We start from the raw sequence: 13,992 nt of genomic DNA on the forward strand, positions 1-13,992 counted from the left end.
ACTGGATGACAAAAAACGGGTCATCCTAAGCGCAGCGAAGGATCTGGGAAGGCCGAAAGGTTGGCAGTAAATAAATACTGCAAGCCGTTCAGTTGTCCTCAGATCCTTCGCTGCGCTCAGGATGACAGTTCGTTATGAAAGTTCTTTGGCCAAAATCTATACATCCTCCGTACCCGGCACCAGCGGCAGCTTGTGCACGGTGGCGGGCAGGTTTTTGCCCCGGATTTGCACGAAGATTTGGGTGCCGGGCGCGGCCAGCTCAGCGCGCACGTAGCCCAGGCCCACGCCCTTGCCCAGGCTCGGCGACTGCGTGCCGCTGGTGACGTCGCCGATTTTCTGGCCGTCGGCGTCCACCAGTTCGTAGTGCCCGCGCGGAATGCCGGGGCCGTCCATCACAAAACCGACCAGCTTTTTGGCCATACCGGCGGCTTTTTGGGCCTTCAGGGCCGTGCTGTTGGTAAACTCCTTGGTGAACTTGGTGATCCAACTCAGGCCCGCTTCGAAAGGCGAAGTGGTGTCGTCGATGTCGTTGCCGTACAGGTTGTAGCCCATTTCGAGGCGCAGCGTGTCGCGCGCGCCCAGGCCGATAGGCTTGAGGCCGTGGGGCTTACCGGCCAGCATGATGGCATCCCACACGCGCTGGGCGTACTCGTTGGGCACGTATAGCTCGAAGCCGCCCGCGCCGGTGTAGCCCGTAGCCGAAATGATAACGTCGGGGGCCCCGGCGAAGGGGCCCTGCGTGAAGGAGTAGTACGGAATGGCGGCCAGGTCCACGTTGGTGAGGCCTTGCAGCGCGGCTACGGACTTGGGGCCCTGCACGGCAAACAGGCTGGTGCGGTCGGAAATATCTTCCATCTCCGCCCCCTCAGTGTTGAACTGCTGAATCCAGTTCCAGTCTTTTTCGATATTGGAGGCGTTGACTACCAGCAGGTAATCGTTTTCGGCCAACATGTACACCAGCAGGTCGTCGACGAGGCCGCCGGTGTAGTTGGGCAGGGCTGAATACTGGGCCTTGCCGGGCTGGAGCTTGGCGGCGTCGTTGGTGGTCACGCGCTGGATGAGGCCCAGCGCCTGGGGGCCCCGCACCCGGAATTCGCCCATGTGCGACACGTCGAACATGCCCACGGCCCGGCGCACAGTGTGGTGCTCATCGAGGTCGGAGGAGTAGCGCACAGGCATGTTGTAGCCGGCGAAGGGCACCATTTTGGCCCCTAGCTGCTGGTGGGTGGCGTCGAGGGCAACGGTTTTGAGCGAGGAAACGATCATGAGGGAAAGGGAATGAGGCCGACTGCGGCCGCGGCTTCGGCCCGCGAAAGTAGCTACTTTCGGCCCATAGCCGTAGACGAACTTACGCCGACGCCGCCCCATGACCCCCAAAGAAATTAAGCAGGACTTCGAGTCGGCCATTACCAAACACGTATTGTTCAAGGTAAAGGCGCGCTCGTTTTTGTACGGCAATGGCTACGCCGAAGGGCCCCTGCGCGACCCCGACCAGTGCGCCCTGGGCCACTGGATTGCCGAACGCCGGACCGGGGCCTACATGCACGTGCCCGAGATGGCCATCCTCGACGCCGCCCACCGCCGCCTGCACCGCGACGCGGCGGTGCTGATGGACCACCGCCTGGCCGGCCGCCTCGACGCGGCCGCCGCCGGCCTGCCCGCCGTGCTGGTCCAGGCCGAAGGCATTGCGGGCATCTTGCGAACCATTGAACGCACGCTACGTACCGAAGCCTAAGCCCGGGACCCTATTCAGCGCCGGGCCTGCGGCCCGGTAACTCCATGAAGATCAAGCTAAGTACCAAATTATTTGCCGGCATTCTGCTGCTGCTGGGGCTGTTTGCGGCGGTGCTGTTCGTAAACTACCGGCTGGCCGTGCAAGTGGTGAGCAATGCCCGGGCCGTGGCAGCGTCGGAGCGCGTATCGGAAGGAGCCAACGGCCTGCTGCGCAACATTGTGGACATGGAAACCGGCTTCCGCGGCTACCTGCTTTCGGGCGACGAAGAATCGCTCGACCCTTACTACCAGGGCGAGCGGCAGCTGGTAGGCCGCTTCAGCGACCTGCGCACCCTGGTGGCCCACGACCCGGCGCAGGTGGGCCACCTCAACCGCTCGCAGCGCCTGTTTCGGCAGTGGAGCGCGTACGCGCACCTCATCATCGTGGAAAAACGCCGGGTGCACGCGAAAAATCCCAACATGGAAGCACTGGCGGGCCTGCCTCACCGCCGGCTGGTGGAGGGCCTCACGGGCAAGCAAATTATGGACAACGTGCGCTTTCACCTCGGCCAGTTCGACGTAGTGGAAAACGCCACCCGCCGCCAGCTCGATACGCGACGCGACGCCAGTATCAACCGGGCCCAATGGATTTCGGTAAGTGCGGCCGTGGCGGCACTGGTACTCGGGCTAGCCTGGGCCGTGTACCTAATGCGGCTGCTCACGCGGCGGCTCGGCGGGCTGGTGCGCTTGGCCCGCCGCCTCGCCGCCGGCGACTACGACGCCCAGCTCCTCGACGACAACCAGGACGAGCTGAGCGTACTCACCGGGGCCCTCAACGGCCTGGGGCGCACCGTGAATACCAGCATCGGCCAGCTCGAAGCCCGCAACCGCGAGTTGGACCAGTTCGCCTACGTGGTGTCGCACGACTTGAAAGCGCCCCTGCGCGGCATTGAAAGCGCCTCACGCTGGATTGAAGAAGACATGGGACCCGACAAGCTGCCGGCCCACGTGCGCGAGTTTCTGGGGCTGATGCGCCAGCGGGTGCACCGCATGGAAAACCTTATCACCGGCATTCTCGACCTGGCGCGGGTGGGCCGCGTGACGGAAGTGCACGAAACGGTGTTTGTGCGCCAGCTGCTGCGCGAAATTGCGGCCAACCTCAACCTGCCCGCGGGCCTGCACTTCGAGCTACCGTTCTTTTTGCCCACCCTCGTCACCACGCGGGTGCAGCTGGAGCAGGTGCTCACCAACCTCATCAGCAACGCTGTGAAGTACCACGAGCACCCCGAGCAGGCCAACATCACCATTGGCTGCGACGACGCGGGCGACTTCTACCGCTTCTCGGTGACGGACGACGGGCCGGGTATCGCGGCGGAATACCACGAGCGGATTTTCGTCATTTTCCAAACCCTGGTTGAGCGCGATACGCTGGAGAGCACCGGCGTGGGCCTAGCCATTGTGAAGAAGATTGTGGAACGCCAGGGCGGCACCATCGGCGTCGAATCGGTGCCCGGGCAGGGCGCCACCTTCGCTTTCACCTGGCCCAAACAGCCGCCCAGCACCCAAGCCAAACCCGCCAAGGACTACGCCACCACGCCCGCCCTGGCCGCATAGGGCCATTGCTTTGCCCTTCCACACCCCGGCCCCGCCGGTTTACTTTTTCGCTTATGTCCCCCGAATCCACCCCGAGCATCCTGTTAGTTGAAGACGACCAGATGGACGTCATGAACGTACAGCGCGAGCTGCGCCGCCAGCACATTGAAGTGCCGCTCACGCACGCCCGCAACGGCCGCGAGGCCCTGGACCTGCTGCGCGGCGAGAACGGCCAGGAAAAAATTGCCAAGCCCAGCCTGGTGATGCTCGACATCAACATGCCCCGCATGAACGGCCTGGAGCTGCTGGATGTCCTGCGCGCCGACCCCGAGTTTGCGGATTTGAACGTGTTCATCATGACCACTTCCGACCTGGATTCGGACCGCTTCAAGGCCCGGCAGCTAGCCGTGAGCGGCTACATCATCAAGCCCCTGAGCTTCGAAACCTTCGGCGAAGGCGGCACCAGCGTTGATGGCTTCAGCCTGTTCCTCGACCTGATTCGGCTGAAGCGGTGAGGGCCCCGGGGCCCCGGCCGGCGCTACTGGCCACCCGCACCGGCCTGCCGCTCGAAGCCGGCCTCGACGAGGCCGGGCGGGGCTGCCTGGCGGGGCCCGTGTTTGCGGCAGCGGTCATTTTGCCGCCCGGTTTTGCCCCGCCCCTGCTGCGCGATTCCAAGCAGCTCAGCGCCCGGCAGCGCGAACTGTTGCGCCCGCTCATCTGCGCCGAAGCCGTGGCCTGGGCCGTGGGCGAGGCCTCGGAAGAAGAGATTGGGGCCCTGAATATTGCCCAGGCCAGCTACCTGGCCATGCACCGGGCCGTGGCCGCGCTGCCCGTGGTGCCGGCCCACCTGTTGGTCGACGGCAACCGCTTCCGGCCCCTCGATGGGTTTGCCCATACCTGCGTGGTGGGCGGCGACGGCCGGTACCGCAGCATTGCCGCCGCCTCGGTGCTCGCCAAAACCTTCCGCGACGAGCGCATGGCCGCCCTCGACCGCGAGTTTCCCGCCTACGGCTGGGCCCGGAATGCGGGCTACCCCACCGCCGCCCACCGGGCCGCTATCCGGGCCCACGGGCCGTCGTCGCGGCACCGGCTGGGGTTCCGGCTGCTGTAAAGCGCTGGCCTGAAATGGTTTTAACTGAGCGGGGGCCTGCGGGCAGCCATTGTGGCTGCCCGCAGGCCCCCGCGGTTCGCAATTTTCGGAATGATTGCGGCTATGCTTAGGACTACTTGTGGCCGCCGGCATTACTGCCAATCACGTCTGGGTCATCCTCGCCGCGCACAAAACCCTGGCTATCGCGCGGCACCATGGCCTCGTCGATGTTTGCTTCTTCCTCATTGGTCACGTAGACATTGGTAGTCGGGCCGAGGCCACCGTTTTTCTCAGCCAGCGCGGCTTCGGCCTGGGCGAAGTGCAGCGTGAGGAGCGGGTCGCCCTCGGTGGGTATGGGTGGAATGTTTTCGTTATCGGCGGGTTGTTTGGAGCTGGTTGACATAGTGAAGGGATAGCGACCGGGAAATAGACGGCCGATTCCGTTCTTGAATACGACGGTCGGCTAACTCAGGTTCATCCGTCGGTCCCAAACGAGCACAAAAAAAGGCCGTTGCCCGAGGGCAACGGCCTTATAAGCAGCAGGGCCGGCCGGAAGCTGTCTACCCCAGCTTTTTGGCCAACCCCACCAGCGCACGAGAGGTCCTTCCTTTCCACATTTCCAGCCCGTGCGGGGCACTTATAGAAACAAACTTACAGCGGACTTTGGATTGTTGTTCATTCATTTAGACCAATTTGGTACTATCCTCTGCCAAAGGGTAATATTCCTCGCCGAATGGCGCCATGGCGGCGGGCACCGCGTAGTTTTGCCGGGTGCGCGGCCCATACCCGCGCCGCCCGCGCCCATGCCTTCCAACGCCGAATTCGACGAAACCCACAACCCCTGGCGCGTGCTGAGCAGTGCCGTGAAATACCAAAATCCCTGGATTTCAGTACGTGAAGACCAAGTACTGAACCCCGCCGGGGGGCCCGGCATCTACGGCGTGGTGAGCATGAAGAACAAAGCCATCGGCATCATTCCCGTCGACGCCGAGGGCAACACTTGGCTCGTGGGCCAGTACCGCTACCCGCTCAGCGAGTACAGCTGGGAGATTCCGATGGGCGGGGGCCCCGTGGAGCTCGACGTGCTGGAATCGGCCCAGCGCGAGCTGCGCGAGGAAACCGGCCTGCTGGCCGCCCGCTGGACGCGCATTGCCCGCCTGCACACCTCCAACTCCGTGACCGACGAAGAGGGTTTCGTGTACCTGGCCGAGGAGCTGACGCTGGGCGAAACCGAGCCCGAAGAAACTGAGGACTTGCGCCTCTGGAAGCTGCCCCTGGCCGAGGCCGTGCGCATGGCTATGACCGACCGCATCACCGACGGCATCAGCGTGGCGGGCCTGCTGAAGGCCGAGCGCATTTTGGCGGCGCGCGCTACGGGCTAACTTTGCCCGGACTATGCGCCACTTGCTTCGCTACCTGGGCCATCGCCTCTACACCACCTGGGCCACGTTTTGGTTCATGCTGCCGTTCGTGGTCACGTACCCCTGGCAGCGGTGGCTGGGGCGCTCGCCGGCCGGCTACCCCGGGCTGCACCGCATTTACAGCGGCTGGGCCACGTTCTCGATGGCGCTGTGGGGCGTGCCGATTGAGGAAATCCACGAGGAGGCGGGGCCCCTGCCCAGCCCCTGCGTGTACGTGGCCAACCACGGCTCGTACATCGACATCATGTTGATGTTTAAAACGATACCCGGCTACCTCAACATGATGGGCAAGCTTTCGCTGGCTAAGGTACCACTGTGGGGGCCCCTGTTCGCCAAGGTCTACATCACCGTGGACCGGGCCAGTGCCGTGAGCCGCGGCCGGGCCCTGGTGGCGGCCCGCCAGGGCCTGGCCGCCGGGCGCAGCATCGCCATTTTTGCCGAAGGGCGCATTTCGCCCACGCCCGGCCGCGAGCTGCTGCCGTTTCAGGACGGCGCTTTTCAGCTGGCCATTGCCGCCGGTGTGCCCATCGTGCCGGTAGGGATGCCCCTGAACCACCTGTTCATGCCCGACGTGAAGGGCAGCCTGCGGGTGCGCCACCACCGCCTCAAAATTGTGTTCCACCCCGCCATTTCCACCGCCGGCCTCACCGCCGCCGACGTGCCCGCCCTCAAGGCCCGCGTGGCCGCCCTACTCACTGCCGACTTCCTGCCCGAAGGCGCCGAGAAACCGGGCCCCAGCACCTGGCGGTGAAGTGGCTAATTGGTAAAGTGTAAATACTAAGACACTTAAAAGAATAGTCATGCTGAGCGCAGCCGAAGCATCTCTACCGCTTAACTAACTCAATCGATTCAACGAAGCGGTAGAGATGCTTCGGCTGCGCTCAGCATGACGGCCTTGCTTAACTCATAACTTTTAACTCATAACTCCAAAAATGAGCACCGACCTAGCCACCCTGCGCGGCCTCGCCCATCTGGCCCGCCTCGAATTTGACACCGCCCACGAGCAGCAGATGCTCGGCGACCTGAACAACATCCTCGACTTTGTGGCCCAGCTGGAGACCGTGGACACGACCGACGTGGAGCCGCTGGTGCATTTATCGCAGGAAATCAACGTATTGCGCGACGACGAAGGCCACAACACCGTGAGCCACCAAGAGGGCCTGCGCAACGCTCCGCGCAAGGATTCGGACTACTTCCGGGTGCCCAAAGTGCTCGACTAGTTGGCGCCTCCTGCACTTCCCGGGGGCCCCGGCCGTGCCTGGCGGCCCCGGCCGCTGGCCGGGCTGGCGGCGCTGGCCGTAGGTTTGGCGGTTTACTACTACTTCACGGGGCCAGCCGCCACGTTGCCACTGGTGCTGGTGCCGCACCTGCTGGCCCAGCCCCTCACCCTGCAAACCCTGGCCGTGGGGCCCCTGGCGCTGCCCGTGCAGGCCAGCGGCTTCGTGGTGAGCTTGACGCACGACCTGGCGGGGCCCTTCGTGCAGCCGGCCGCCGCCACGTGGCTGGTGGCGCTGCTGGCGGGGGCCCTGGCGGGCTGGGTGGCGGTGGCCACCACGCTGCGGCGCACGGCCTTCGTGGCGGCACTGGTGCCGGTCATCTTCCTGCTGATGTCGCTCAACCTGGACTTAGTGGGCGTTTTTTCGATGGAAAAACAGTATTTCCTAGCCCTGAGCCTGGCGCTGGTGGGCGGGCTGGCCTTCGGGCTACACGCCTACGGCGAGCGGGTGCCACTGGCCGGGCGCGTGGCGCTGTGCGCGGCGTTGGTGGCCGGGCTGGGGGCCCTATTATTCTTCCGCGGCCAGCTACCACCCGCTGAATTAGCGCTGCACCTGGCGGCCTACGCCACCCCGAGCGGGGCGGTGCTGGTGGCGGCGCTGGTGCTGTGGGTGGGCATTGAGAACGTGCGCGGCCTGCTGTGGCTGGCCGGCCGTGGGGGCTCGACGGGCACGGGCCTGGGACCCTTCGTGGGGGCCAGCCTGGTGTACATCGGCCTGCTGGCTGCCTGGTTCTGGACCGACGGGCAGCTGACGCTGTACCGCAGCGTGGGCCTCGACCCGCTAGTGCTGCTGCTGCCGGCCGTGCTGGTGGGCGGGCTGGGCCTGCGCCTGCGGGCCCCCAGCTACGCCGCCTGGGTGCCCCACGCGCCGGGCGTGGCCCAGTTCTACCCGCTGCTGCTGATGGCCGGCGGCGGCACCCTGGCCTACGCCCTAGCTACGGATAACACGCCGCTGCTGGCGGCGGCGCGCGGCTTCAGCGGCCTGGCGCTGCTGGGGCTGGGGTTCGCCTTTTTTGGGTACGTGCTGATTAATTTTGGGCCCCTGGTGCGGCAGCGGCTACCGGTGTACCGGGTGGCGTTTGCGCCGCGGCGACTGCCGTTCTACACGGTGTACGTGCTGGGCCTGGGGGCCCTGCTGGCCGTGCAGCTGCGCCTCGACTGGCCACTGCTGGCGCAGGTGCGCGCCGGCATGTTTAATTACCTCGGCGACCTGGGCCGCCGCCAGAGCGAGACCCACCCCGACGACCTCGGCCTGGCCTTGCTGGCCGAGCGCTACTACGCCGAAAGCGGCGACGTGCTCGCCCGCAACAACCTGCATGCCCAGCTGGGCCGGGCGGCTCTATATCGCTTCCGCGAGCAGCGCCAGAACGAGCTGAACGCCCTGCGCCGGGCCCTGCTGCCCGCCCCCAACGAGAAGGTATCGCTGCGCGTGGCGGCCCTCGGCACCGCGCCCCAAGACTTGTTCGACAACCTCGATGCCCTGCGCCAGGGCCTGCGCCGCCAGCCCGGCAGTGCTGCCCTGGCCGGCGACCTGGCCCAGCTGTTCACCCAAACGGCCCTCACCGATTCGGTGGCCATTTACCTGGACCGTGCCGAGCGCCTGGCCCCCGGCTCCTACCCCAGCCGCACCAACCGCCTGGCCTTTTTGCTGCAGCAAAACCTGCTCCCCGACGCCCAGAAGCTGGCCGCTGGCTTCCAGCCCACGGCCGCCGAGCCAGCCCTGGCCAGCAACCTGCTGCTACTGCGGCTGCTGCAACACCGGCCCGCGGCCGGGGCCCCCAGCGTGGCCGACGGCGACCTCGACGCGGCGCAGTTTGCGGCGGTGTACCACGCGGCGCTGGCGGCGGCCGGCCAGGCGCGCCCCGCGCTGCTGCCGCTGCTCACGCGCCTGGCCGCCCGCCCGGCCAACGCACCCTACTACGAGCAGCTGCTGTTTTTGCAGGCCCTTACGCGGCACGCGCTGGGGCAGGAGCAGGTGGCCCGGCAACTGCTGGCCCCGCTGGCGGCGGGTACCAGCGCCACGGCCGGCTACTACCAGCAGCTGCTGGGCCTGTGGCAATTGCAGCAGAGCCAGTTCGCCACGGCGGCCGACCAGCTGGCCCTGGCTGCCGAGCACGGCGCCACCACTGCCCCGCTGGCCCGCGCTGGGGCCCTGCTCCTGGCCGGCCAAGTCGATGCGGCCCGCGCCGTGCTGGCCCGCATCGCGGCGGCGCCTGATACGGCGTTGCGCCGCGCCGCTGGGCCCCTGGCGGGGGCCCTGCCCGGGGCCGATATAAACCAATGGCGTACCGCGTTTGCCGCGCATTACCCGCGGGCGGGAACGGCCTGGTTGGCGCAGGCACGGGCAGCCGGCACGGGGCCCCAGGCGGCAGCCTTATACCAGCGCATCGTGCGCGAAGCCCCGTTCAACGAGCCAGCGGTGCTGGCGGCGGCGGCCTTCTACACCCAGCGGCGCGACTACTCGGCGGCCTACACCTCCTTGCAAATGGGCCTGGCCGAAAACCCCGGCTCGCTGGCGCTGTTGCAAGCCTACGTGCTGGCCGCGGCCGACGCGGGCTTGTTCGATTACGCCACCGACGCCCTGGCTCGGGTGCGCCAGCAGCTGCCGGCGCCGGCCTTTGCGGCGCTTCAAGCGCAGTTTGCGGCGCGCCGGGCGGCCCACGCGACTTTTTAAGCGTTTATTTCGACCGTTTTTCGCCCCCGCTTATGCAACCAAACGTCATCGAAACCCACAATATTTCCCGGATGTACCGCATGGGTACCGAGGAGATTCACGCCCTGCGCTCCATCAGCATCACCATTCCGCGCGGCGAGTACGTGGCGTTTATGGGCCCCTCGGGCTCGGGCAAGTCCACGCTGATGAACATTGTAGGCTGCCTCGACACACCCAGCGGCGGCCAGTACATCCTCAACGGGCAGGACGTGAGCCGCATGAGCGACAACGCCCTGGCCGAGGTGCGCAACAAAGAAATTGGCTTCGTTTTCCAAACCTTCAACCTGCTGCCCCGCGCCTCATCGCTCGACAATGTGGCCCTGCCGCTGATTTACGCCGGCTATGGCAAGCGCGAGCGCGACGAGCGGGCCATGCACGCGCTGCAGAGCGTGGGCCTGGGCGACCGCGCCAAGCACCGCCCCAACGAGCTCAGCGGCGGCCAGCGCCAGCGCGTGGCCATCGCCAGGGCCCTGGTCAACAACCCCAGCATTATCCTGGCCGACGAACCCACCGGTAACCTCGACAGCAAAACGAGCTACGAAATCATGGATTTGTTCGAGGCGCTGTACGCCAAGGGCAACACCATCATCATGGTAACGCACGAAGAGGACATTGCCCGCTACGCCCACCGCATCGTGCGCCTGCGCGACGGCTTGGTGGAAACCGACGAAGTGAACACGGAAGTAGCCATCCACACGGTGCCCGGGTGAGTGAATTGCTGAGCTGGAAAGAGACCATCATGCTGAGCTTGTCGAAGCATCTCTACTGCTCAACTAATTATTTACTACCGCGGGAGAGATGCTTCGGCTGCGCGGACACCAGATGAGCATGACGGCCTTCTTTCATCAGATATTTTTTAGGCAACTCGATTAGCTAAACCATGAAAATCTACACCCGCACCGGCGACCAAGGCCTCACCTCGCTTATCGGCGGCACCCGCGTATCCAAAGGCAGCCTGCGCATTGACGTCTACGGCACCGTCGACGAGTTGAATTCGCACGTGGGCCTGCTACGCGACCAGGACATCAACGCCCCGCGCCGGCCGCTGCTGAAGGAGCTACAGGACCGGCTGTTCACCATCGGCTCGGCCCTGGCCGCCGACCCCGAGAAGTCGCGCATGAAACTGCCCGACCTGCACGACGCCGACGTGAAGCTGCTGGAGGACGAGATGGACCGCATGAACGAGGAGCTGCCCGAGCTGCGGGCCTTCATCCTGCCCGGCGGCCACCCCGCCGTGAGCATGGCCCACGTGGCCCGCTGCGTGTGCCGCCGGGCCGAGCGCCTGGCCATTCACCTGCGCGAGGAATCGTTCGTGGCCGATTTGGTGGTGATATACCTCAACCGCCTCTCCGATTACCTCTTCGTGCTGAGCCGCTACATGGCCCACGAGCTGGGCGTGGAGGAAGTAACCTGGAAGGCCCGGGTATAACCCACCCGATCGGCTGGGGCCCCGGCCTTACCTTTGCCATCATCCCACCCACCCGTTCTTCGTTCGTTACTCCTTCAGTTTATGCTCGACACCCTCGCCATTCGCACCCAGCGCACCGATGCCTCTCGCATTGCTGAGCGCGACGCCACTCCGCTGGAGTTCGGCAAAGTGTTTTCCGACCACATGTTCCTGGCCGAGTACCGCGGTGGCGAGTGGCACAATGCCCAGATTTTGCCCTTCGGCGACCTGCCCGTGAGCCCAGCTAACTCGGCCCTGCACTATGGCCAGGCCATTTTTGAGGGCATGAAGGCCTACCCCATCGCCGACGGTGGCGTGGCCCTGTTCCGGCCCCTCGACAACTGGGCCCGCCTCAACGCCTCGGCCGAGCGCATGTGCATGCCCCCCATTCCTGAGGAGCTGTTCATGCAGGGCCTTAAGGAGTTGGTGAGCCTCGATGCGCACTGGCTGCCCAAGGTGGCTGGCGGGGCCCTCTACATTCGCCCCTTCATGTTTGCCACCGACGGCATGCTGGGCGTGCGCCCTTCCGAAACCTACCTGTTCTCCATCATCACCTGCCCGGTCGACCTGTACTACAGCAAGCCGCTGCGCGTGCGCTTCGAGCAGAAGTACGTGCGCTCGGCTGAGGGCGGCGCGGGCTTCGCCAAAAACGCGGGCAACTACGGTGCCGCCATGTACCCCACCAAGCTGGCCCAGCAGGAAGGCTACAACCAGCTCATCTGGACCGATGCCTCGGAGCACCGGTACGTGGAGGAATCGGGCACGATGAACATCGTATTTATTATTGATGGTAAGCTTATTACCCCGTCACTCAGCACGTCCATCCTCGACGGCATCACGCGCCGCTCGGTGCTCCAGCTAGCCCACGACATGGGCGTGCCCGTGGAAGAGCGCCGCGTGAGCAGCCGCGAAGTCATTGGGGCCCTGCAGGCCGGCACGCTGCAAGAAGCCTTCGGCGTGGGCACAGCGGCCACCATCGCCCCCATCGCCGTTATCGGCTACGAGGGCCACGACTACGAGCTGCCCATCCCGGGCCCCGACGCGCTGTCGAAGCAAATCAGCGCGGCCCTCGCGGCCATTCGTAGCGGCCAGGCCGCCGACCCGCACGGCTGGATGGTACAGGTAGACGAATAGTTGATTCGGGAAATCTGTTTTACATAAAAGAACGTCATGCTCACCTGGCGTCCGCTTGCCGAAGCATCTCTCCCGCAGCAGTAAATCATGATTAGTGAGCGGGAGAGATGCTTCGGCGCGCGGACGCCAGGTGAGCATGACGTTCTGATTTCAGCAATGCAAAAAAGGCAGCCGGCCCCGTAACGGGCCGGCTGCCTTTTTTTTGCGGACCTTTGCCCGTTCAAACTCCACCCATCCCATTCAACACTCCTAAGAATGACTCAAGACCACGTGCGGGACTTGAAGGGCCGCGCCGAGGCCCTAAGGAGGTATCTTTGACTACGATACCCGCAAAGAACAAGTGACCGCGGCCGAAGCCGAAACCCTCGCCCCCGACTTCTGGGACGACTCCAAGGCAGCCGAAACCAAGCTCCGCGAAATCAAGGCCGTCAAGACCTGGACCGACGACTTCGAGGCCGTGCAACACGCCGTGGCCGACGTCGAAGTGCTCTTCGACTTCTACAAGGAAGGCGAGGCAACCGAGGCCGAGCTCCAGGCTGAATTCGACAGGGCCCAGCAGAAAGTAGAGGCCCTGGAATTCAAGCAGATGCTCTCCAACGAGGAAGACCAGCTGCCGGCCGTCATCGAAATCAACCCCGGCGCGGGCGGCACCGAAAGCCAGGACTGGGCCGAGATGCTCATGCGCATGTACATCATGTGGGGCGAGCGCCACGGCTTCGGTGTGCGCCAACTCAGCTACCAGCCCGGCGAGGGCGCCGGCATCAAGTCGGCCTCGCTGGAAATCGATGGGCCTTTCGCCTACGGCTACCTCAAGAGCGAGATTGGCGTGCACCGCCTCGTGCGCATGTCGCCGTTCGATAGCAGCGGCCGGCGGCACACCTCGTTCGCGTCGGTATTTGCCTACCCCGTGGTCGACGACACAATTGTCATCGACATCAACCCCGCCGACATTTCCTGGGACACGTTCCGGGCCGGCGGCGCGGGCGGCCAGAACGTGAATAAGGTCGAAACTGCCGTACGCCTCACCCACGCCCCGTCGGGCATCGTCATTGCCGTGCAAATTGAGCGCAGCCAGCTCATGAATAAGGAGCACGCCCTGCGCATGCTCCGCTCACGCCTCTACCAAGTGGAGATAGACAAGCGCCACGCCGAGCGCGACAAAATCGAAGCTACCAAAAAGCGCATCGACTTCGGCTCCCAAATCCGCAACTACGTGCTGCACCCCTACAAGCTCATCAAAGACTTGCGCACCGGCATCGAGCGCACCGACGTGCAAAACGTGCTCGACGGCGACCTAGATGAATATATCAAAGGCTTTTTGATGCAGCACTAGGGGCCCCATTGCCTTCCCCAAAGCAAGCCCGCCGGGGCTGGCGGCCAGACAACTGTTTCCGTAGAAACAGGGGAGCACTGACGCATAAGGTATTACCAGAGATAAGGTAAGCCCAATCTCGTAATTACATTCGCACTCGAAATAAAATACATTATGCGCCAATTATTTATTTCCAACGAGCTAACTTTTTAACAACTACGGTCAACCACCTTCTTTTTGGAGGTAATAAACCAAAATAAAATTCATATACACAAGCACTTAAGCTATTATCA

At 64.5% G+C, this 13,992-nt stretch carries 14 protein-coding genes; 12 read left to right on the forward strand and 2 right to left on the reverse strand.

Annotated features, from left to right (window positions below; all coding sequences use genetic code 11):
• Window positions 1-156: 156 nt before the first annotated feature.
• The gene (gene gcvT / locus DDQ68_RS10830) at window positions 157-1,266 is read right to left on the reverse strand and encodes a glycine cleavage system aminomethyltransferase GcvT (protein WP_109656313.1); all 1,110 of its coding nucleotides are present in this window, start codon (window positions 1,264-1,266) and stop codon (window positions 157-159) included.
• Window positions 1,267-1,366: 100 nt separating this feature from the next.
• On the opposite strand from gcvT, the gene DDQ68_RS10835 reads away from it, so the two are divergent.
• From DDQ68_RS10835 to rnhB, 4 genes are read left to right on the forward strand one after another with little or no spacing between them, the layout of a single operon-like run.
• Entirely contained in the window at window positions 1,367-1,735 is a 369-nt protein-coding gene (locus DDQ68_RS10835; RefSeq protein ID WP_109656314.1) for a CZB domain-containing protein, read from the forward strand.
• Window positions 1,736-1,779: 44 nt separating this feature from the next.
• Window positions 1,780-3,327: a sensor histidine kinase gene (locus DDQ68_RS10840; RefSeq protein WP_109656315.1), complete on the forward strand. Its 1,548-nt coding sequence runs from the start codon at window positions 1,780-1,782 to the stop codon at window positions 3,325-3,327.
• A gap of 53 nt (window positions 3,328-3,380) precedes the next feature.
• The gene (locus tag DDQ68_RS10845) at window positions 3,381-3,821 is read left to right on the forward strand and encodes a response regulator (RefSeq protein WP_109656316.1); all 441 of its coding nucleotides are present in this window, start codon (window positions 3,381-3,383) and stop codon (window positions 3,819-3,821) included.
• The gene (gene rnhB / locus DDQ68_RS10850; RefSeq protein ID WP_245897410.1) at window positions 3,818-4,417 is read left to right on the forward strand and encodes a ribonuclease HII; all 600 of its coding nucleotides are present in this window, start codon (window positions 3,818-3,820) and stop codon (window positions 4,415-4,417) included. Before DDQ68_RS10845 ends, rnhB begins: the two co-directional genes overlap by 4 nt.
• Window positions 4,418-4,529: 112 nt before the next feature.
• Here rnhB and DDQ68_RS10855 read toward each other — a convergent pair whose 3' ends face one another.
• Window positions 4,530-4,799 (reverse strand): hypothetical protein, encoded by a 270-nt coding sequence (locus tag DDQ68_RS10855; protein WP_109656317.1) that lies wholly within the window; start codon window positions 4,797-4,799, stop codon window positions 4,530-4,532.
• A 400-nt stretch (window positions 4,800-5,199) separates the two neighbouring features.
• Here DDQ68_RS10855 and DDQ68_RS10860 point away from each other — a divergent pair, with 400 nt between their 5' ends.
• The 8 genes from DDQ68_RS10860 (at window position 5,200) to prfB (ending at window position 13,720) form a co-directional block, all read left to right on the forward strand.
• Window positions 5,200-5,778 carry an NUDIX domain-containing protein gene (locus tag DDQ68_RS10860; RefSeq protein ID WP_109656318.1) on the forward strand — a complete coding sequence of 193 codons (579 nt, stop codon included), beginning with the start codon at window positions 5,200-5,202 and terminating at the stop codon, window positions 5,776-5,778.
• Between the two features lie 13 nt (window positions 5,779-5,791).
• Window positions 5,792-6,568, forward strand: coding sequence for a lysophospholipid acyltransferase family protein (locus DDQ68_RS24280; RefSeq protein WP_109656319.1), 777 nt, complete (start codon window positions 5,792-5,794; stop codon window positions 6,566-6,568).
• 181 nt (window positions 6,569-6,749) lie between these two features.
• Window positions 6,750-7,037 (forward strand): Asp-tRNA(Asn)/Glu-tRNA(Gln) amidotransferase subunit GatC, encoded by a 288-nt coding sequence (gene gatC / locus DDQ68_RS10870; RefSeq protein ID WP_109656320.1) that lies wholly within the window; start codon window positions 6,750-6,752, stop codon window positions 7,035-7,037.
• A complete protein-coding gene (locus DDQ68_RS10875; protein ID WP_109656321.1) occupies window positions 7,038-9,767 on the forward strand; it encodes a hypothetical protein in 2,730 nt (909 codons plus the stop codon).
• A gap of 32 nt (window positions 9,768-9,799) precedes the next feature.
• On the forward strand, window positions 9,800-10,516 hold the full coding sequence (locus DDQ68_RS10880) for an ABC transporter ATP-binding protein (protein ID WP_109656322.1): 717 nt from the start codon (window positions 9,800-9,802) through the stop codon (window positions 10,514-10,516).
• A 170-nt stretch (window positions 10,517-10,686) separates the two neighbouring features.
• On the forward strand, window positions 10,687-11,235 hold the full coding sequence (locus DDQ68_RS10885) for a cob(I)yrinic acid a,c-diamide adenosyltransferase (protein WP_109656323.1): 549 nt from the start codon (window positions 10,687-10,689) through the stop codon (window positions 11,233-11,235).
• Window positions 11,236-11,316: 81 nt separating this feature from the next.
• Window positions 11,317-12,387 (forward strand): branched-chain amino acid aminotransferase, encoded by a 1,071-nt coding sequence (locus DDQ68_RS10890; protein ID WP_109656324.1) that lies wholly within the window; start codon window positions 11,317-11,319, stop codon window positions 12,385-12,387.
• Window positions 12,388-12,642: 255 nt separating this feature from the next.
• A protein-coding gene (prfB, locus tag DDQ68_RS10895; protein ID WP_211320264.1) for a peptide chain release factor 2 occupies window positions 12,643-13,720 on the forward strand; the annotation gives its coding sequence in 2 pieces (ribosomal slippage) (window positions 12,643-12,693 and window positions 12,695-13,720; 1,077 coding nt in all).
• Window positions 13,721-13,992: the final 272 nt, after the last annotated feature.

This window comes from Hymenobacter nivis (assembly GCF_003149515.1).
In the GTDB taxonomy this organism is placed as follows: Bacteria; Bacteroidota; Bacteroidia; order Cytophagales; family Hymenobacteraceae; genus Hymenobacter; species Hymenobacter nivis.

Bases quoted from the DNA above. Each gene is read 5' to 3' on its own strand.
- DDQ68_RS10890 (WP_109656324.1), top strand. From the start codon at position 11,317: ATGCTCGACACCCTCGCCATTCGCACCCAGCGCACCGATGCCTCTCGC.
- DDQ68_RS10835 (WP_109656314.1), top strand. From the start codon at position 1,367: ATGACCCCCAAAGAAATTAAGCAGGACTTCGAGTCGGCCATTACCAAA.
- gcvT (WP_109656313.1), bottom strand. From the start codon at position 1,266: ATGATCGTTTCCTCGCTCAAAACCGTTGCCCTCGACGCCACCCACCAG.
- DDQ68_RS10855 (WP_109656317.1), bottom strand. From the start codon at position 4,799: ATGTCAACCAGCTCCAAACAACCCGCCGATAACGAAAACATTCCACCC.
- DDQ68_RS24280 (WP_109656319.1), top strand. From the start codon at position 5,792: ATGCGCCACTTGCTTCGCTACCTGGGCCATCGCCTCTACACCACCTGG.
- DDQ68_RS10840 (WP_109656315.1), top strand. From the start codon at position 1,780: ATGAAGATCAAGCTAAGTACCAAATTATTTGCCGGCATTCTGCTGCTG.
- DDQ68_RS10880 (WP_109656322.1), top strand. From the start codon at position 9,800: ATGCAACCAAACGTCATCGAAACCCACAATATTTCCCGGATGTACCGC.
- DDQ68_RS10885 (WP_109656323.1), top strand. From the start codon at position 10,687: ATGAAAATCTACACCCGCACCGGCGACCAAGGCCTCACCTCGCTTATC.
- DDQ68_RS10860 (WP_109656318.1), top strand. From the start codon at position 5,200: ATGCCTTCCAACGCCGAATTCGACGAAACCCACAACCCCTGGCGCGTG.
- gatC (WP_109656320.1), top strand. From the start codon at position 6,750: ATGAGCACCGACCTAGCCACCCTGCGCGGCCTCGCCCATCTGGCCCGC.
- DDQ68_RS10845 (WP_109656316.1), top strand. From the start codon at position 3,381: ATGTCCCCCGAATCCACCCCGAGCATCCTGTTAGTTGAAGACGACCAG.